Raw genomic sequence first — 17,824 nt, forward strand, 5'->3', positions numbered from 1 at the left:
GGACCGTCGCGTGAGGCCCGGGGGTCCGGTCGGGCAGCGCCCCGCCGCGGACTGGCCCAAACGTCGCATAAGCTCCGTCAACTGTCAGGCCAGGAGCGCGGCCGAGCGCCGACGGTCTCCCCGGTGATCCGGTCCTCCTGCGGCTGGGTGGCACCCAGTGCACTGTGGCACCCGGCGCCCACCCGATGCGGTAACCGGGATTCTGCCCTGCTTATCATCCGCCGCACAGAGCGAAACGGTCCGCCGACTCTGTCGGCAGACCGTCACGCAAGATCGAGGCCAGGTTCGGATCAGTCTTCCCCGTAGTGCTGGGAGACCGCCTCCCAATCCTTGGCCCACCAACCGCAGAGGCGGTAGATCTCTGCAGCCGTAGGGTCCTGACCCTTCACGGAGCGCAGGTGGTCGAGCAACCCGGCCTTGTGTCGCCGAGCCGCGATCACGTATGTGAGTACGTCATCGCCGCTGATGTGGTCGTGGTCCGTTGCCCATAGGGCGTACTCGGGCCAGAGCAGCCCCGCGTACTCGTGGAACTCTCCGAGATCTTCCTCCGCTTCGTCCCACGCCTCGCTGTAGGCGTCGAAATCGTCGATAGTGGCCCGGCCCTGAAGAACATCGTCGATGAAGGTCATACCTTGGTCTTCCGTCCCTTCACCTTGGGCTTGTAGATCTGGCCGCCCTCGGGGTCCGCACTGCCGAGGTGGCTTCCCTTGGAGTCGTAGACCTCGGATGTCGCCGTGGGTGTAGTCCCATTCGTAGTGCCGGCGGGACTTGCCGTTCTTCCCGTTGGTTTTCGTCTTGCCCTTGTACGACTTCAGCTTCTTCCAGTACGGGGAGTTGCCTGGGGTCGCCTTTTCCGTGTGCCCCTTCCGGTGAACGATCCACTGCGTGCCCTTGTAGACCGCGTACACCGTGATGCCGATGGCCGCGAGCAGGCTCTCGCCATGCGGGTTGGCGAGCTGAAGGACGGTCCCGCCGGTCTTGGCGGTGACGGCGGTGAGGCTGCCGTCGAGACCGTCGGCGTTGCGGGTCAGCGCGCCGGTGGCGGTGTTTTCGACGATCCAGCGCGGAGCGTCCGTGTCACCGCCGTAATGGTTGGGCGTCTGTCGGAGAGGGTGTAGTCGCCCGTGAGCAGGTTCACCGAACCCGGCCCACTTGCTCGCTTGCGGCCCCGTCGGCGTTGCTGTCGACCACGACGGTGATCGGGTCGGAGGAGGTGGCGGCACTGCCCGCGCCGGCGAAGTCCGCCCGCACCTGCACGGTGCCGTCCGGAGTGACGGTCGAGTTCGCGTTCCAGGTCAGATCGGCGCTCTTGCCCGAGGCAAGCGAGGCCGGCCATGAGGTGGGTGGCTGTCCGGCGTTGGTGACGTCAGCTGCCGGGATGGATGTCCAGGTGTCGGCGTCGCCGAGTCGCCAGAAGAAGGTGCCCTTGTCGTACTTGGCCGTGTCGGCTTCCGCGGCCAGCGGGACGCGGGCGGCGGTGCGGGTGCCGTCATCTGGGGCGGTGACGCCGCCCGGGCCGACGTGGAAGGTGTACGACACGGCTTCGGACTTGTTGTCCGCCTTGTCGGTGGCCCGCACCTCGAAAGTGTTGGTGCCCGCCTTGACCGGGGTGACGGAGGCGGCACGGCGAAGCTGAACCGGATCAACGGGGTCGTTCACTGGCACCACCCCCAGGTCCTCCGGCGCACCGGGAGTTACGGCCCATGGGCGTCAACGCGCCATCCCCAGCTACCTGTTGTGACTGAAACGAATCGATTCCTCAACAGTTCCGGCCGGTTGGCCTACGCTTTGCATGCCCCAGCCCCCGAACGGGGGTTCGATGTGTCGTGAAAGGTTTCGCTTCTCGTGGCTGGCACCGATGTCTGCAGGGTCGTCAGGTCGGGGCCGCTGTGGTGAGCCGACCGTCGAGGGAGCCAGGACGCGGCCCCGGTGCGAGCGCCGCCGTCGCCGGATGGGCCGTCGCGCTGTCGGGCGCCGCCGGTGCGGGGTGGGTCGTCGTCACCGCGGACGCCGAGCGGCACCGGGCGCTGGCGGGAGCCTGTGCCGCGGCGGTCGTCCTGCTGATCGCCCGCGTACTGACCCTCACCCGGCGGCTGTCCACCGAACGCGCACACCGTGCCCGGGAGGCCGGAGTGGCCACCGCCCGGGGCGCCGAGGTGGCGCATCTGGCCGCGGTACGCGTCCCGGCCATCGCCGAGCGGCTGCGGACCGGACAGCGACTGGATGGTGTGCCGGGGCCGATGGCGTCGCCGGAGCAGACCGGTGAGGAATTCGCCCGAGCGCTGGACTCGGTCGTCGTCGCGCTCGGCTCGGACACGGCCGTGCACCGCGAGCGTGCGCTGCGCGACTCGGTGCAGGCCGCCTTCGAATCCGTGGCGCGCACCATGCACGTGATGGCCACCGTGCAGCAGCAGGTCCTGGACGAGGTCGAGCGCTCCATCGAAGACCCTCTTCTGATGGCGAACGTGATGAAGGCCGACCACGCGGCCTCGCAGATGACCCGCAAGGCGCAGACCCTTCTGGTGATGTGCGGGATCTGGCCCGCCCGTCGGGAGACCCGACCGGTCTCGCTCTACGACTGCGTACGGGGCGCCCAGTCCCGGATCGTGGAGTTCGGGCGGATCGAGGTGCACGGCGGACAGACCCTGTACGCGGTGCCCCCGGCTGCGGAGGGGCTGATGCACTCCATTGCCGAACTACTCGAGAACGCCACGGTGTTCTCACCGTCCAGTTCCCCCGTGGTCGTCAGCGTGCGGGAGGTAGGCGCCGGTGCGGTCATCGAGATCGATGACGCCGGGCTCGGGATGCCGCCGGACGTCCTGCACCAGGCACTCGGCCAGCTTCGCGACGACGTGGACCTGACCCGCCTGGGTGCGGTGCCCCGGGTCGGCCTGGCGTGTGTCGGGCGCTGGAGCCGGGAGCTGGGCTTCAACGTGGAGCTGAGCGCGTCTTCGGCGTACGGCGGCACGCGGGCGGTGATGTTCGTACCGTTCCGGCTACTGACCGACCCGCTGCCGAGGCCCGCCGCACACCGCCGTCCGGCGATCGAACCGGCCGAGCACGTGGGGCCCGTTGCCCCCCTGGCAGGCGTGCGCGACGACGCCCCCGAGCCGGCCGGTGCGCCCGCCCCGACGACGGCCGGCCTGCCCCGGCGGCGCAGCCGGCGCGGTGCCACCCAGGCCACGACCGCCGCACGGCACTCGGCGTCCGACCCGCTGCCCGGTGCCGCGCCCGGCGAACCCTGGACGCCGGAGGCGGCACGCGCCTCGATCACCAGCGTGGTGTCCGGGACGTTGCGTGGCCGGGCGGCCGTCGACGCCGACGGCGACACCGAACCGGCGTCGCCCCCGCATGGCGGACAGTCCCTGCCCAGTACCCCGCACGAGCACGCCGGAGGCCGACCGTGACCGGAACCATCACTCGACTCCCCGACCTGGGGTGGATGCTCCGCCCACTTACCGAGATTCCCGGCGTCCGGCACGCCGTGGTGGTGTCCGAGGACGGGTTGCGTCTCGGGCACGCCTCCGCCGAGAACCTCTCGGGTCCGGTGGCCAGCCTGAGCGTCGCCGACGCGGAGTCGCTCTCGGCGGCCTGCGCGGCGATGACCATGACGGGCCGGTCCACCAGCGCGCTGCTGTTCGGGCGGGGTGCCGGGACACGCCAGTTGATGTTGGAGACCGACCAGGGGTTCGTACTGTTCACCCATGCCGGGGTGGGCGCGCACCTGGGGGTCGCCACTGATCCGGACGCCGACGTGGGCCTGGTGGCCCAGCAGATGCAGTTGCTGGTCGCGAAGATCGGCGCACACCTGAGCAGCCTGCCCCGGGACGAGGCCGCCGCGACGTGATGACGGAGCGGCCTGAGGTGCCGAGGGCGTCGGCGATCCGCCCGTATGTCATCACACGCGGCCGCACGGAGTCCGAGGGCGAGCCGCTGTCCTGGGAATCCCTGGTGATGACGACGGACACCGCGTTCCCCGCCACCCTCCAGCCGGAGCACCTCGCCATCCTGAAGCACTGCGAGGGGCTCATCTCGGTCGCGGAGGTGTCCGCTCACCTCGGCCAGCCGCCATCGGTCGCGCAGGTGCTGCTCTCCGATCTCGTCCGATGGGGGCTGATCGTGACCCGGCCGCCCATCCCGCAGGCCGAACACGCCGATGTGACCATGCTCAGAAAGGTCCTCCATGGTCTCGAAAGTCGCCTCTGAAACCCTGGCCGCGGCCGGCCCGCCGCCCGCCGCGGCCGGCGGGAAGTACCTCGACTCAAGCGTGTCGGGCGCGGCGAAGATCCTGGTCGTCGGCCCGCTGGGGGTGGGCAAGACGACGCTGATCGGTACGGTGTCGGAGATCGAACCGCTCTCCACCGAGGCGTCGATGACCCAGGCGGGCGTCCGGGTCGACCCGGACGTGGACAGCGGCAAGAAGACCACCACGGTCGCCCTCGACTTCGGCCGGCTGACCATCGACGGCGACCTGGTCCTCTATCTGTTCGGCACTCCGGGCCAGCAGCGGTTCCTGCCGGCCTGGCAGGACCTGGCCAAGGGGGCGCTCGGCGCGCTCGCGCTGGTGGACACCCGGGACCTGGCGGCCTCCTTCGACGCGCTGGGCAATCTGGAGGATCTGGACCTGCCCTTCGCGGTCGCCGTCAACGTCTTCCCGTCCGGCCCCCGTTACGACGCCGACGACATTCGTACGGCCCTCGACCTGCTGCCCGAAACCCCCCTGGTCACCTGCGACGCACGGGACCGGGCCTCATCGATCCGGGCGCTGATCGCCCTGATCCGTCACCTCATCCACGTCGCCACGGAGTCCTCATGAGCACGCCGCACCCCACGACCGGTCCGGCCGTCGGCTGCCCCGTGACCGGCGCCTCCGTCGCGACGGCCGCGCTGTACGGGCCCGGCCTCGACGGCATGACGATGCCCGCGCTGTACGAGGAGCTGCGCCGCGCACACGGCCCGGTGGCGCCGGTGTCCATCGCCCCCGGCATCGACGCCTGGCTGGTCCTGGGCCACCGCGAACTGCTCCGGCTCACCCGCGAGGAGCAGGACTTCTCACACGACCCGCGCCGGTGGAGCCTGCTGCGCGAGGGCCGGGTGCCGGCCGACTCGCCGATCCTGCCGATGGTCGGCTGGCGCCCCGCGCTGCTCTTCGCGGACGGGCAGCAGCACCGCAGGATGCGCACCGCCGTCTCCGACGCGCTGGCCGGGATCAACGGACACGAGCTGCGCCGCAGCGTCCGGGCCACCGCCGAGGCCGTGATCGCCGGATTCGCGGCGCACGGCGAGGCCGACCTCGTCTCGGCGTACGCGCGCCTGCTGCCGATGCGGGTGATCGCCGGGCTGCTCGGGCTGGACGAACGGACCGGCGGGGAACTGGTGGAGGCGGTGGCGGGCCTCGTGTCCGCCAGCAGCGGGGCAAGAGACGCGAGCCGCAGGATGGGCGCCATCCTGCACGGGCTGATCGAGGAGAAGCGGCGGGTGAGGGGCGACGACATCGTCTCGGCGCTGCTGCACCACCCGGCGCGGCTCACCGACGAGGAGGTGCTGCACAACCTGGTGGTCATGTTCGTCGCGGGCAACCAGACCACGGTGAACTGGATCGCCACCACGCTGCGCATCCTGCTCTGCGACCCCGCGCTGCGCTCCTCGCTGAGCGGCGGGCACCTCAGCGTGGACGACGCACTCGACCTGGTCCTGTGGCGCTTCCCGCCCACCCAGAACTTCCCGGCCCGCTACGCCACCCGAGACATGACGTTCGGCGGCCAGGACATCCGGGCGGGCGACATGCTGATCCTGGGCCTGGCGGCAGCCAACGCGGACCCGGAGGTCCTGCCGGCCGACGGCACCCCTGTGGTCGGCAACCGCTCCCATCTGGCATTCGGGGCGGGCCCGCACACCTGCCCCGCCCAGGACCCGGCCCGACTGATCACCCGGACCGCGGTCGACACGATCCGGCACCGCCTGCCCGACCTGGAACTGGCCGTCCCGGAAAGCGAGTTGAAGTGGGTCAACTCGCCTTGGACCAAGGGACTGGGCACGCTGCCCGTACGTTTCACCTCGCCGCAGTTGCCGCAGGGCCCGGTGCCCTCCCGGACGGCCGAGGCCCCCGCGCCGGAATGGCCGCACCGGGACGCGGTTGAGCCACAGGCCCAGCCGCACTGACCCGTTCGGAGCCCGTCCTTCCTCGGGTTGTCTCTCCCCCTCCGAAGAAATGGAGCCCTGTTGAACACGTCATCGCTGAACCCCGCGGCCGACCGTCCGCACCGCCTGGACCCGGCGGGGGGCTGCCCGCACGCGGCCAATGCCCGGCTGCTGGCCCGGGGTGCGGTCACCCCGGTGCTCCTCCCCGGCGAGGTGCAGGGGATGGCGGTGCTGGGCCACGACGCGCTGAAGGAATTCCTCGCGCACCCCGACGTCGCCAAGAACGCACGGCACTTCACGGCGCTCCAGGCCGGGGAGATCGCCGACGGCTGGCCACTGAAGACGTTCGCCACGGTGCAGGGGATGACGACCGCGGACGGCGCCGATCACCGGCGGCTGCGGTCCCTGATGGGCAAGGCGTTCACGGCCCGCCGGGTCGAGGAACTCCGCCCCCGCATCGAGCAGTTGACGCTACGCCTGCTGGACGGCCTGGAGTCGGCCGCGACGGAGGACGGCGTCGTCGATCTGCGCACCCACTTCGCGCTGCCGCTGCCGATGGGCGTCATCTGCGAACTGCTGGGGGTCGACGAGGCCCACCACGACCGGCTGCACGCACTCTCCAACCAGATCGTGGCCACGGACATCGGTCCGGCCGAGGCGATGGCGGCCAACCGGGAGATGGTGGAGACGCTGACCGAGGTGGCCAGGGCCCGGACCGCCGCCCCTGGCGACGACCTGACCAGCGCGATGATCGCGGCCCGCGAGGAGAACGGCGACGGGTTCAGCCCGCACGAGCTGATCGGCACGCTGATGCTGACCATCATCGCGGGGCACGAGACGACGCTGAACCTGATCACGAACGCCGTACGCGCCCTGTGCACCCACCGGGACCAGCTCGACCTGGTCCTCTCCTCCAAGGCGAGCTGGGTGGACGTGGTCGAGGAGACCCTGCGCTGGGACAGCCCGGTGAGCTACTTCCCCTTCCGCTACCCCACCCGCGATCTGACCCTGGACGGCACCGTGATCCCCCAAGGCACCCCGGTCCTCGCGGGATACTCGGCGGCCGGCCGCGACACCCGCGCCCACGGCCCGGACGCGGCACACTTCGACATCACCCGCACCGGCACGTCCCGCCACCTCTCCCTGGGACACGGCGCGCACTACTGCATGGGCGCACCCCTGGCCCGCCTGGAGAGCACCACGGCCCTGGAACAGCTCTTCACCCGCTTCCCGGACTTGGACCTCGCGGTCCCGGAGCCGGAACTGCCCCGCCACGCCTCGTTCGTGGGAAACAGCGTGCAGAAGCTGCCGGTGCGGCTGAAGGGGTGAGGGGGCGAGGGGCGTTCGCGCCGGAATGCCGACGGGGCCGTTCGCACGGCTGGGCGGCTCAGGCGCGCAGGGTCCCGCCCTTCACGGCGGACACGAAGGAGGACCAGTCGGCAGCCGTGAAGGCGAGGGTGGGGCCGCTCCGGCGCTTGCTGTCACGCACCGGGACGACATCGGCGAAACTGTGGGAAACCTCGACGCACGCGCCACCATCCTGGTTGCTGTGGCTGCTCTTGTGCCAGGTCGCGGCGCTCAGGTCGATGGATCGCACGGCAGTTCCTCCAACATACGCAGGATGAATTTTCGCGACTCGGCCGGGGGAAGCGCCAGGTCGCGCGTTGCATCGTACGCACGTTGCATACGCTCCACCACACTGCATTCCTCGTGCAGCTCCCCGCCGTACCCATGCTCCGTGTACGCCACTGTGCGAGTGTCCCGCAATCTGAGAAACCAGACGTCGGTGCTCGACAAACCGTGCAATCCGGCCTCCTGAGGCAGGACTTGCAGCGTCAGGTTCGGCCGCTCCGCCGCCTCGGCGAGGTACGCAAGCTGCCTCCGCCACTCCTGCGCACTTCGCAGGGCCGTCCGGAGCACTGCCTCCGACAGAATGGTACGGAAGGGCGGCGGGTCATCCGCTGTCAGCAGGTCTTGCCGCCCCATCCGTGCCTCAACCTGCTGATCCAGGGCGTCACCGCGCAGACCTCCTGCCGCGAGCAACTCCCGTGCGTACCCCGGTGTCTGCAAGAGACCGGGAACGATACTCACCGCGAAGTGCCACAGGCTCGTCGCCTCCGCCTCCAGGCCCATGTACCGCCGGTAGCGCTCCTTGAACTGCGTCTGGTCGCTGATGGCCAGTTCCCACAGCGCCAACAGCAGTCCCGGCGTCCCGTAGTGCTGGTCCAGCGCCTGCACCACCTCCGGGCCGCCGACCGTCTCCCCCTTCTCCATCTTCCCGAACAACGACCAGTCCCAGCCCAGTCGTTCGCCGAGCTGCCGCAGACTGTCGCCGCGCGCGGTACGCAGGTGCCGCAGCTCCTCCGCGAACCGTGCCCGTGGTTCCCTGCTGCGGCCTGTTACCGCCCGCCTCGTCGGCATCGCACCCTCCGTGGAACGTGTGGAACGTGGCTCGCCCGCTGGGGAGGCACCCTCCACCCTCGGTGTGTCACCCCTCTGACGGGGCCATTCTCGTAACGAGCCCCTCACGCACCGTACGACCGGGCGTGTGGCGAGGCAGAGGAATCCGCGAAAGAACAGCCGAAGGAAGAAGCCCCATGAAGCCGTCCCTCCCCCGCAGGACGCCCCAGGCGAACCCGTCCGCCCCCCAGGCGGGGAACACGCCAACGGCCAAGGTCCAGGAAGCCGTCGATGCCCGCGACGATCTCGCCGCCGCCCTGACAGCCGCGGGTATTCAGCTGCCCGCGATGGACGTACGCACCCCGTGGCGAGACGCCGGGGACGACGGCGGCGCACGGCCGGCCGACTACGCGCTCGTCCACCTCGGTGTCTGCTCCGCCCCCGTGGCGCACGCCCTCGCCGCAGTGATCAGGGGCGGAGCGACCGGGTGACCGACGGCGGCCTCCCTCGCGTCGGGACGGCCGTGCACGACGGCGGGAGCGACCGGGTGGGACTGGTGGTGGGCCACAAGGGTCTGTGTTTCCGGCTCCGCCCCCTCGGCGGTGGCCGCGAGTGGGACGCCGACCCGGCCCGCGTGCGGGCGCTCAGCCCCTCCGAGTTGCTGAGCGCCCGCGTCGCCGAGGCCAACGCCCGCAGCCGTACCGGCCTCAGTGTGTGCGACGTACGGACGTCGCCGCGGCTGCTTCCGGATGTGGCGGAGGCCCCGCCTCCTCCCCTCACCCGAGATCGGCCAGCAGATCGTCCAGCACCGCTTCCTCCTCCACCCGCACCCCCGCCTCCCGCAACGCGTCCGGCAGACCGGGGTCCCACGGGGCATCGGCCCGTACCCCGGTGAGGGCGGGGCCTGCGGGCAGCGCCCGCACGGCGGCGCGGTAGTCGGCCGCGGTGTAGCGCCACGGGGTCCAGGGAACCCGCCGCAGCAGGGCGGTAGCGATCCGCAGGCCTCCCCAGTCGAAGTCGCCGTGGTAGTGGAAACGGCTGCCGTGCGCGTGGAGACCGCTCAGGAGTAAGAGGGCGGCGGCGGACGGCTGGCCCTGGAGACAGACCAGCGGCGCGCACCGCGTGCCGTACGTGTCGGCGGCCGCGGCGAGCACGGCCGGGTTCTCGCAGATCCGGACCGTCGGCGGCGCCGAACTGGGCGGGCACCGGGTCAGCTGCCGCAGAGTCAGCACGACGGGCTCGCCCGCGTCGGCCATCCAGTCCAGGGCGGGCGTGCCCCGCAGGTTCAGGGCGAGCACGGTCGAGGACAACTCGTCGCGCAGCAGGCCCACCGATGCCCACGCCTCGCGCCGCCCCTGCGCACCGCCTGCGTCGGGGGCCCCGGTCAGCGCCCGGATGCCGGAGAGGGTGAGGGTGCTGAGCGGGGTGCCGTCGTCCAGGGCGTGGGCACTGCCCAAGAGCCGGGAGGAGAACGCGGGGAGCGACAACGCGGGCTCCACCGGCAGGGCCCGGATGACGGTGGCGGTCCGGCCCAGCAGGTCAGCGGCGGCGGTGCTGGTGCCGGCCAGGCGGCGTACCAGCCCGTCGTTCCGGAGCCGTTCGGCCCAGCCCCGGAGGGCGGGGACCTCGTCCGCCAGGGCGTCGAGCGGGGCGTACGCCTGTGCCCAGGCGCGCTGCTCGTCGGCGCGCGCCTGGTCGAGGAGGGTGACCGGCCCGGTGAGCGCCACCACGGCCGCGGCCAGTCCCGACGGGCTGATGCCGGAGCGGCGCAGGAGGTCGTCCACCGCGTCGAGGCGCACGGACAGGGACCGCCCGCCACCCGGAGCACGCCCCAACAGCCTTTCCGCCGCCAACCGTTGGTCCGCCGTGGGCGAGCTCAGCGATATCGGTCCGGTGAGCGGCTGCCCGCGCTCCAGGCGCCGGCGCGCACGGTCGACCAGCCAGCCGAGTCCGGGTGCGCCGAGGAGTCTGCGCAGCCGTACGTCGTCGACCGTCACCCCGGCCGTCGCGGGGGTCGCGGGGGTCAGTTCCACAGCGGCTCCGACGCGTCGACCGCCTCGGTCCGGGGTGCGGGAGCCGTGTGCTCGGGCCCTACCGGGTCCGGACCGCGCCGCCTTCGAGTGCCGTCCCACTCCCACCGGGTGACGAGCACCGCCGCGACCTCGTCGATCCGCGACAGCTGGGCGATGGCGATGCCGGGCACCTGCGGGTAGCATGCCCACTCGCGCTCACTCGTCATCACGACGTCGAGGTCGAAGGCGTGCAGCAGGCCAAGGCACTTGGCGCGGGAGTCGTCGTCCACCCCGGCGAACGCCTCGTCGAGGGTGACCAGGCGCGGCGCGTACGGGCTGCCCGCACTCGCGTAGTGGGAGGACGCGGCGGCGAACAGCGGCACCGACATGGCGAGCACCCGCTCGCCGCCGGAAGCGGGGCCCGTGGCCGGAATCCAGCGGCCCTGCTGGTGCCGCTCGACCCCGAACTCGTGCCAGGTCCGGTAGTCGAGTGCGGCGGTGAGGTGGTCCAGCCAGCTGCCCGAGGCGTCGTCGGTGTGCTGGCGGGCGATCTGCTCCTGAAGGAACTCTCCCACGGCCGCGCGGTCCTCGGCGCTCCAGACGTCGGCCGACCGGCGCAGCCGCTCCCTGGCCCGGGCCAGCCCGGCGGGGGCCTTGCGGGAAGCCCGCCACACCAGCCTCAGCCGCATGCCGGTGGAGGTCGGCCGCTCCTCCAGTTCGACGTTCATGTCCCGCACCTGCCGCTCGGCCGCACCGATCAGCTCCTGGAGCGTCCCTGCGACCTCCGTGACCAGATGGGTCTCCAGGATCTCCCGCTCCCGTGCGGACAGGATGCGGGCGAGTTCGCCGACCTCGACAGCCAGTGCCGCGGCCAGGTCCGGTACGGCTCGTTCGCGGCCCTGGTAGGTGATGTCGACGACCATGCCGTCCTCCACCATCCGGGCGGACGCCCGGTGTCCGTGCCGGGACAGGGTGTCCTGGAGGGACTTGAACTCCTCGCTGAGCCGGCGTTGCACCCGTTCCCACGCGCTGTCGGAGTCGTCCGTGGCGGCCAGGGCCGCGTCGATGGCGCGGGCCAGCGCGATGGCAGGGGTGGCGGCCCACGCGCCGCCGTCCGCTGCGGGAACCTCGATGTCGGGAACTGCCACCGTCATCAGCCCGGTACCGGTGAACCGCTGGAGCGCGGCAATGGCCTCCGTACGCGCCTCGGCCGCTTCTCGGAGCCCTTCGTGCAACTGCTCGATGCGGCCTTCGGCCCTGCTCGCCGCCCGGTCGGCCTCGGCATGGCGCCGGTGGGCGGCCCGCTGCTCGCTCTCGCACGTGCGGAGCGCCTCCGCGGTCTGCGCCAGCAGGCGCTGGAGTTCGTCGACGGCTGCGCCGACCGTGGAACGCAAGGTGCTGAAGCGTTCGTCGGCCGCTGCCGCCTCGTTCTCCGCCTCCTTCGCGCGCTCCGTGAGCTCCGCGGCACGCTCGGCGGCCTGCCCGGCCTCGGTACGTTCGTCCGCGACCTGGCCGCCGGCCTCACCGCGTTCACGCAGAGCGGGCCAGAGGGCCGCCAGCACCTCGGCGAGGGCGCCGAGTGCGTCACGCACCGCCGTCAGCCCTTCCTCGTCGGCCGGCATCCTCAGGTCCTCGGCGGTCCGGGCGAGCTCCGCCGCGGCCGACTCGCTCCGCTCAGCCGCCTCCAGGAGGGCGGCGGCCCGCTCCTCGCACCGTTCGCCGGTCCGGCGCAGGGATTGCGCGGCGGCTGCCACTCGCGCGTGTGCGCGGGTGAGGGCGGTCTCGTCCGGTACGTCCGCCACCTCCTCGTCCAGCGCACTGCGGCGGGCGGCCACCGTGGCGGCCAGTTCCGCGAGGGCCTCCAGTTCGCCCTGCAGAACGTTGAGTTCGCTGCGGATGACGTCCATGCGGGAGCGTCGGGCAGCCTCCCGCGCGCCCTCACCGATGTACTCGGCAGCGGCTTTGGCCCACCGGCCGGTCAGCGCGCCGACCCGGAAGCGCCCGTCGACCGCGGCCCAGGTTCCGGCTTCGCCCTCCGGCCCGGCGTCCCCACCGGCACCGCCGTGCGCACCGGCTCCCCGCCCGGCACCACCATGCCCGCCACCCACCGCACCGGCTCCCCGCCCGGCACCGATCGCGGCGAGCAGCCGGGCCACGGTCTCTTCGCCCACGGCCGCGGCCCCGGCGTCCCCGTGGTCCACGGCCGGGCGCAGCAGGTGCGCGAGCGACGCGCCCCGTACCGGGGCCCCGCCCGGAGCGAGCAGCACCTCGTGGCTGTCTGCGGCAAGGACCGCGCCGCTGGGCAGCACCCATGCGTCCAGCATTCCGGACGCCTCCAAGGCGGCCTCAAGACCGGCGCGTTCCTCTTCGGAGAGCCCGTTCTCGAAGTCCACCAGCCGCCACAGTGGGGCGCCCGTCAGCCGCTCGCGCAGACCGGGGGTGCGGGTGCGCGGCGGCTGCGGCGGACGTCGCCCGCCGGCCTCCAGCGCGGTCAGTTCCTGCCGCAGTCCGTCGGCCTGCCCGGTGAGTTCGGCCCGGCGCCGGCCGGCGGCGGCAGCCTGCTCGGCCAGCCGCGCGGATGCGGCGCTGTGGGCGCGCGCGGCCTCGGCCCGCGCCGGGTACGGGCCATGGAGACGGCCCACCCATTCCTGGAGTTCGTCCAGCAGGCCGGGCTCGTCCGCATAGGCGAGTTCGGTCCAGCCACGGGCGCGGGTGCGGACTTCGTCCAGCAGCGCCCGTCCGGCGTGCACCATGTCCTCCTCGGCCAGGCCGAGCTCCGCCGCGGCCGCGGACCGGTCGGCATCGGCTTCGTCCAGTCGGACGGCCAGCGAGCGCCGCTCCTGCGAGGCGCGGGCGGCGGTCCGGACGAGGCTCGTCACATGGGTGTGCGCGCGTCGGGCCCGCTCCACGGACTCCTCGAGGGCGCTGCGCAGTTCGCTCGGGGGGAGTCCGTCGTCGGGCAGGTCGTCCCCCGGCAGGACGACTCGGGCGGCGGCCGCGGCCTCGACTGCCTGCCGATAGGTGTCCCGGGCGTGCCGGTCAGCCGACCGCAGCCGGTTCTCGGCGGCGCCGAGCCGCTCCAGGCCCTTGTGGTGCAGCCGCACCGCCTGATCCTGGTCGCCCCGCGCACGCTCTGCCGCACGCGCCGTGCGCTCCACCTCGTGGTGTGCCTGCTCAAGATTTCTGGCGCTGCGCATCTCGGGGCTTTCCCGCAGGGCCGCGTCCTGGGCACGCAGCCGGTTCTGCTGCTCCTCCAGCGTCGCTGTGAGCTCGGCCGCCGCCTGTCGTTCCTCCTCGGCCCCGGCCTGCTGTGCCTGTGCCTCGGCGAGGTCCCGTTGGCGTTGCTCGTAGCGGGAGTGCTCGGCGCGTGGCAGCCGGGCGCGGCGGCGGGTGGCGATGCGTGCGTAGCGCCGGTAGTGCTCCAGGAAGCCGGCGGCGGCGCGTTCCGCGGCGGAGGCGGCCGCCAGTTCGGTCTTCTCCTCGTCGAGTGAACGGAACGCCTCGGCCACGTCGGCGATCACGGCCTGGTCCACCGGTGGCAGGGCCTCGGTGAGTGCGCGGGAAAGGGCTGCCTCGTTGGGGCGCTTGGACAGCTGAGGCTGGCGCAGTTGGACGAGCAGGTCGACCAGGGCGCCGTACCGCTGCTCGCCGAGCCCGAAGAGGGCCTCGTCCACGGCTCGGCGGTAGGCCTTGGCCTGGTCGTACACCATGCCGTGGCCGGCGACGGCTTCGACGAGGCGGTCCCTGGTCAGGGCCGTGCCGGTGGCGTCGACCAGGCTGAGGAACCCCTCCAGGGGTGTGCCGGGTCCGTGTTGGACGCGCCGGCTGGTGACCGCGTACCAGTGGCGGGCGATCCCGCGTCCGCTCACCGCCTTCAGTCCGCACAGCAGCGTGCGGAAGTGGCGTTCCCCGGTGCTCGCGTCGAGTCTGCCGAACTCGATCCAGGTGTAGCCGAGGCGCTCGGTGTGCGGGTGCTCACCGCCGAGGAGGAGGTTCCATTCCATCCGCTTGCCGGGGTCGCCGTCCGGCTCCACCCGTCGCGGGCTCAGGTCGCCGTCGAGCAGGAAGGGCAGGGTGAGCGCGAGCACCTTGGACTTGCCGGTGCCGTTGTTGCCTCGCAGCAGCAGTCGTCCGTCACGGAAGTGGAATTCCTCCACGTCGTAGTGGAAGAGGTCGACGAGCCCGATCCTCAGGGGCTGCCAGCGGGTACGGAGGGGCTGGGGAAGCGGCTTGGTCACGCCTGACCGGCCTTTCGCTGAGCCGGCATGCGCGCGCTGCCGGGTGTGCCTGGTTCGAGTACGACGGGTTCGCCGACCGCGTAGCGGGCCAGCGCGGGGCGGGGTTCGGCCCCGTCGGCGGTCCGGGAGACCAGGCCGAGGGCGGTGAGCCGGGCTACGGCCTGCTCGACGAGCTCGGTCTCCGTGCCCGGCTCCCGCGCGGCCTTGGACCAGAACGTGCCGTGCACGAGGGCGAGTTCGCGCACCCGCTGGGTGAGCTGGTGGGTGGTGACGGGCCGGCCCGCCCCCGCCAGGTACTCGGCGAGCAGCAGGGTGATGTGGCCGTGGGTGCCCTGCTCGGGCATCCGTACGTCGGTGAGGTCGTCCTCGGGGTCGACCATGGCGATGCCTTCGGCCCGGATCTCGGGCACCAGACCGGTCAGCTCGGCCACCCGGGCCGTGAGGAACCCCCGCTGCCTGGTGAGATAGCTGAGTTCGGCGTCGCTCAGCTCGTCGTAGTAGAGCACCGGGTCGTCCAGAAGTCTGCGGGTGAGCGCGTGCCGCATCGCGCGGAAACGGAGCTCCTCGCTGTCCAGGGCGGTTTCGGCGACGAGCTGCGCCAACCGGTCGGCGGTGGCCTCGGCCTGCACGGTGGAGGGACCACGGCGGGTCGCGAGCAGCCCGGCCAGTACCCGGCGTTCGACGTCGTAGAGGACGTCGCCCGCCCCGTTCACGTACGCGTCCTCGTCCCCGGCGACCCGGCGCAGCACGCCGAGGTCGAGCAGGAGCCGTACGACGGCCGCGAGGTCGAGGCGCTCGTCCCGGCGGTCGAGGGTGAAGTGGATGCCCGACGCGACCAGCCCGGGGTCGGTGGCGTCGAGGACGACCTGGTCGGCGAGGCGGCCAAGAGCGATCTGGGACTCGCCGCGTTCCAGGGCTGCCAGGGCCAGACAGAGCAGGACGTAGCGGCGACGGGTGAAGGGGGCAGCGGCGCGGGTGGCCTCGCGTGCGGGGTGTGTGGAGTCGTGGAGCACGCCGGGGATTTTGCGCAGCCGCGCGGTCTCGGCGTCCACGTGGAGCGGCCAGCCGGTGTTGCGGTCGAACCACTCGCGGAGTTCGGAGGCGTGCCGTCGCACGAGCCGGAACTCGTCAGCGTACTTGCCGTGGGCCAGGAGCAGCGGCTGTTTCAGCAGGGCGCGGGCGGCCTTGCGGAGCTCGGCGGCGTGCTGCCCGTCGAGCACTTCGGCCGGTGGCGTGGTCATCGTCCGCTTCCTCCGTACACAGGACCGTCGTCGTCGCCGTCGGCGGTCAGGTCGACGATTTCGATGAGGTGATCGGGCCCGCGGAACGTCCCCGACGGTGTACGGACCTCCGCCGGCGGCCCCTCGGCCAGGGCACTGAGCCTGATCTCCATCGAGCCGTCGTTGCTGGTGGCGACGGTGTGCCGCATACCGGGTCGCCAGGTGGCCAGTGCGTCACCGAGCAGTTGGAGGAAGAGTCCGAAGGACACCGGGTCGAGCTCGCCGAGTTCGGACAGTCTGACCGCTCCGTCTGTGACGAGGCGGTCGCGGGCAGCGGCGGTCTCGGCCGCCTGTTTGGCCGCCACCTCGGCGAGGTGGCGACGCCGGTCCTGGCGGTTCTCGACCTTGCGGGGCTTGCCCCGCCGCTCGTAGCTTCCGGTGCGGCGCAGCTGGGGGCTGATCCGCAGCGGCTCCGCGGCGGCCCAGGGAGTGGCGGCGGGCACCGGTGCGGCCAGGCGGGCGGCCAGGGTGTCCGCGTCGGTCGTGAGGTGCCGGGCGGGGTGGAGTCCGAAGGCCGCCCGCCACAGCTGGTGCCGCGACGCGTCGTCGGGGGCCTCGGCGAACCAGCGGGCGAGTGTGCGGAAGTCGGCGGAACGATCCGACCGGCCGGCCCGGCGTTCCCCCAGGACGCGGACGACGGCCAGCATCTGGGGAATCGCTCCCAGCGCACGGCCACGCAGGAGTCTGGCCTGCGACTCGCGTCCGTTCCGGCTGAGAAACCACGCTGCGAGCCCGTCCCAGCGGCCGGCCCAGTGAGCGTATGCCTTCTGCGCGGCGGGCTCCGCGTCCTCCGGCGCGGCATCGGTCGCCTCCCGACCGGCAGCAGCCCTGAGCAGGACCTCGATCCTGCCCGAATCCTCCAGCTCCAGGATGAGCTGGGCGATGCGTCCGCCCAGGGTGATCAGGTCCTGGATGAAGCGCTCCAGGTACTGGATGAGGCGATCCTTGTACGCGAGGAAGACCGCTTCCTCCACCTCGTGCAGATCAATGGTGCGCTGCAGCGAACTCATGAACGCGCGCGCGTTGTCGGCGAGAGCGGCGAACCGGCTGGCCAGCGCGTCGAACGCGAGGTACGTCTTGCCGGGGTCCGGCTGCTCGTCGGCGGTGAGCACGAGAAGGGCTCGCAGCTGCGTGACGATGTCGTGCAGGGCGATGGCCTGGAGCGCGCCCCGCCGCCCGAGCGCCTCGTCATAGGCGGCAAGGGCTTCCTCGGCCGCCTCCCCGGCCCGGGTCAGCTGGTAGATGAAGCGTTTGCGGTAGAAGTCCTCGACGGCGCTGACCCGCCCGGTGTCGGGATCGGCCCGCAGATTCCCCCACTCGACCAGCTTGTCCAATGCCTTGACGACCCCGTCGAGCTCGCTCGGCCGCACCTCGCCGGGCAGTGCGGCGTACACGTCCTCGGGACGCAGATGCACGGCGAAGTGTTCCTTGGCCATGACGAATGCCCGCATCACCTGACGGTAGAGGGCGGTGTTCTGCACGGTGAGGTGGGCGAAGGGGCTGAATCCGTCCGGCCCGGAGCCTGGAGCGGTGGTACTGGTCATCACTCGACATTGTGCCGTGGCGGCGGCACTCCCGGACAGAAACCAGAGCGCTTGCCCGGTTTGCACCGGTATGCGGGGCGCCCGGCCGTCTCCCAGGGCACATCGTCGGCCTGGCGGGTGATCTCGGCTGCCGGGCGCGCAGCCTCTGGGCGGCCGCCGAGCGGCGTGTCCCGGGCGATGACGAGGCCGACCACCAGCCTGCCTCTCGA

15 protein-coding genes are annotated in these 17,824 nt (G+C 72.2%); 7 read left to right on the forward strand and 8 right to left on the reverse strand.

All coding sequences use genetic code 11. The features are described from left to right. Positions 1-290 precede the first annotated feature (290 nt). Complete coding sequence (locus E6P78_RS32870) at positions 291-1,223, reverse strand: hypothetical protein (protein WP_168712671.1); 933 nt, start codon at positions 1,221-1,223, stop codon at positions 291-293. After that, positions 1,135-1,659: a hypothetical protein gene (locus tag E6P78_RS21295; RefSeq protein ID WP_136205231.1), complete on the reverse strand. Its 525-nt coding sequence runs from the start codon at positions 1,657-1,659 to the stop codon at positions 1,135-1,137. Before E6P78_RS21295 ends, E6P78_RS32870 begins: the two co-directional genes overlap by 89 nt. A 233-nt stretch (positions 1,660-1,892) precedes the next feature. Between E6P78_RS21295 and E6P78_RS21300 the strand changes: the two genes are divergently transcribed. The 6 genes from E6P78_RS21300 to E6P78_RS21325 all read left to right on the forward strand — a co-directional run bounded on the left by E6P78_RS21300 (position 1,893) and on the right by E6P78_RS21325 (position 7,470). Continuing rightward, positions 1,893-3,407 carry an ATP-binding protein gene (locus E6P78_RS21300; RefSeq protein WP_136205232.1) on the forward strand — a complete coding sequence of 505 codons (1,515 nt, stop codon included), beginning with the start codon at positions 1,893-1,895 and terminating at the stop codon, positions 3,405-3,407. After that, on the forward strand, positions 3,404-3,847 hold the full coding sequence (locus E6P78_RS21305; RefSeq protein ID WP_136205233.1) for a roadblock/LC7 domain-containing protein: 444 nt from the start codon (positions 3,404-3,406) through the stop codon (positions 3,845-3,847). Before E6P78_RS21300 ends, E6P78_RS21305 begins: the two co-directional genes overlap by 4 nt. Further along, complete coding sequence (locus tag E6P78_RS21310) at positions 3,847-4,206, forward strand: DUF742 domain-containing protein (protein ID WP_136205234.1); 360 nt, start codon at positions 3,847-3,849, stop codon at positions 4,204-4,206. Before E6P78_RS21305 ends, E6P78_RS21310 begins: the two co-directional genes overlap by 1 nt. Positions 4,207-4,267: 61 nt before the next feature. Then, positions 4,268-4,816: an ATP/GTP-binding protein gene (locus tag E6P78_RS21315; RefSeq protein ID WP_136205309.1), complete on the forward strand. Its 549-nt coding sequence runs from the start codon at positions 4,268-4,270 to the stop codon at positions 4,814-4,816. Further along, positions 4,813-6,162 (forward strand): cytochrome P450, encoded by a 1,350-nt coding sequence (locus E6P78_RS21320; protein ID WP_136205235.1) that lies wholly within the window; start codon positions 4,813-4,815, stop codon positions 6,160-6,162. Before E6P78_RS21315 ends, E6P78_RS21320 begins: the two co-directional genes overlap by 4 nt. A gap of 60 nt (positions 6,163-6,222) precedes the next feature. Continuing rightward, positions 6,223-7,470, forward strand: a complete 1,248-nt coding sequence (locus tag E6P78_RS21325; RefSeq protein WP_136205236.1) for a cytochrome P450 — start codon at positions 6,223-6,225, stop codon at positions 7,468-7,470. A 58-nt stretch (positions 7,471-7,528) separates the two neighbouring features. Here E6P78_RS21325 and E6P78_RS21330 read toward each other — a convergent pair whose 3' ends face one another. Together E6P78_RS21330 and E6P78_RS21335 are read right to left on the reverse strand one after the other, a co-directional pair. Then, entirely contained in the window at positions 7,529-7,738 is a 210-nt protein-coding gene (locus tag E6P78_RS21330) for a DUF397 domain-containing protein (protein WP_136205237.1), read from the reverse strand. Continuing rightward, positions 7,720-8,562 carry a helix-turn-helix transcriptional regulator gene (locus tag E6P78_RS21335; RefSeq protein ID WP_136205238.1) on the reverse strand — a complete coding sequence of 281 codons (843 nt, stop codon included), beginning with the start codon at positions 8,560-8,562 and terminating at the stop codon, positions 7,720-7,722. The genes E6P78_RS21330 and E6P78_RS21335 overlap by 19 nt, the downstream gene beginning before the upstream one ends. A gap of 176 nt (positions 8,563-8,738) precedes the next feature. Between E6P78_RS21335 and E6P78_RS21340 the strand changes: the two genes are divergently transcribed. Continuing rightward, positions 8,739-9,032: a hypothetical protein gene (locus E6P78_RS21340; protein WP_136205239.1), complete on the forward strand. Its 294-nt coding sequence runs from the start codon at positions 8,739-8,741 to the stop codon at positions 9,030-9,032. Positions 9,033-9,317: 285 nt separating this feature from the next. Here the strand turns inward: E6P78_RS21340 and E6P78_RS21350 are convergent, their stop codons facing one another. Genes E6P78_RS21350 through E6P78_RS21365 form a run of 4 tightly spaced genes read right to left on the reverse strand, consistent with a single transcriptional unit; the run spans position 9,318 to position 17,615 of the window. Continuing rightward, entirely contained in the window at positions 9,318-10,574 is a 1,257-nt protein-coding gene (locus E6P78_RS21350) for a TIGR02679 family protein (protein ID WP_168712667.1), read from the reverse strand. Then, complete coding sequence (locus E6P78_RS21355) at positions 10,565-14,791, reverse strand: TIGR02680 family protein (protein WP_136205241.1); 4,227 nt, start codon at positions 14,789-14,791, stop codon at positions 10,565-10,567. The genes E6P78_RS21350 and E6P78_RS21355 overlap by 10 nt, the downstream gene beginning before the upstream one ends. Continuing rightward, positions 14,788-16,032, reverse strand: coding sequence for a TIGR02678 family protein (locus E6P78_RS21360; RefSeq protein WP_136205242.1), 1,245 nt, complete (start codon positions 16,030-16,032; stop codon positions 14,788-14,790). Before E6P78_RS21360 ends, E6P78_RS21355 begins: the two co-directional genes overlap by 4 nt. Continuing rightward, entirely contained in the window at positions 16,029-17,615 is a 1,587-nt protein-coding gene (locus E6P78_RS21365) for a TIGR02677 family protein (protein ID WP_136205243.1), read from the reverse strand. The genes E6P78_RS21360 and E6P78_RS21365 overlap by 4 nt, the downstream gene beginning before the upstream one ends. Positions 17,616-17,824: the final 209 nt, after the last annotated feature.

This window comes from Streptomyces sp. A0958, assembly GCF_004795035.1.
In the GTDB taxonomy this organism is placed as follows: domain Bacteria; phylum Actinomycetota; class Actinomycetes; order Streptomycetales; family Streptomycetaceae; genus Streptomyces.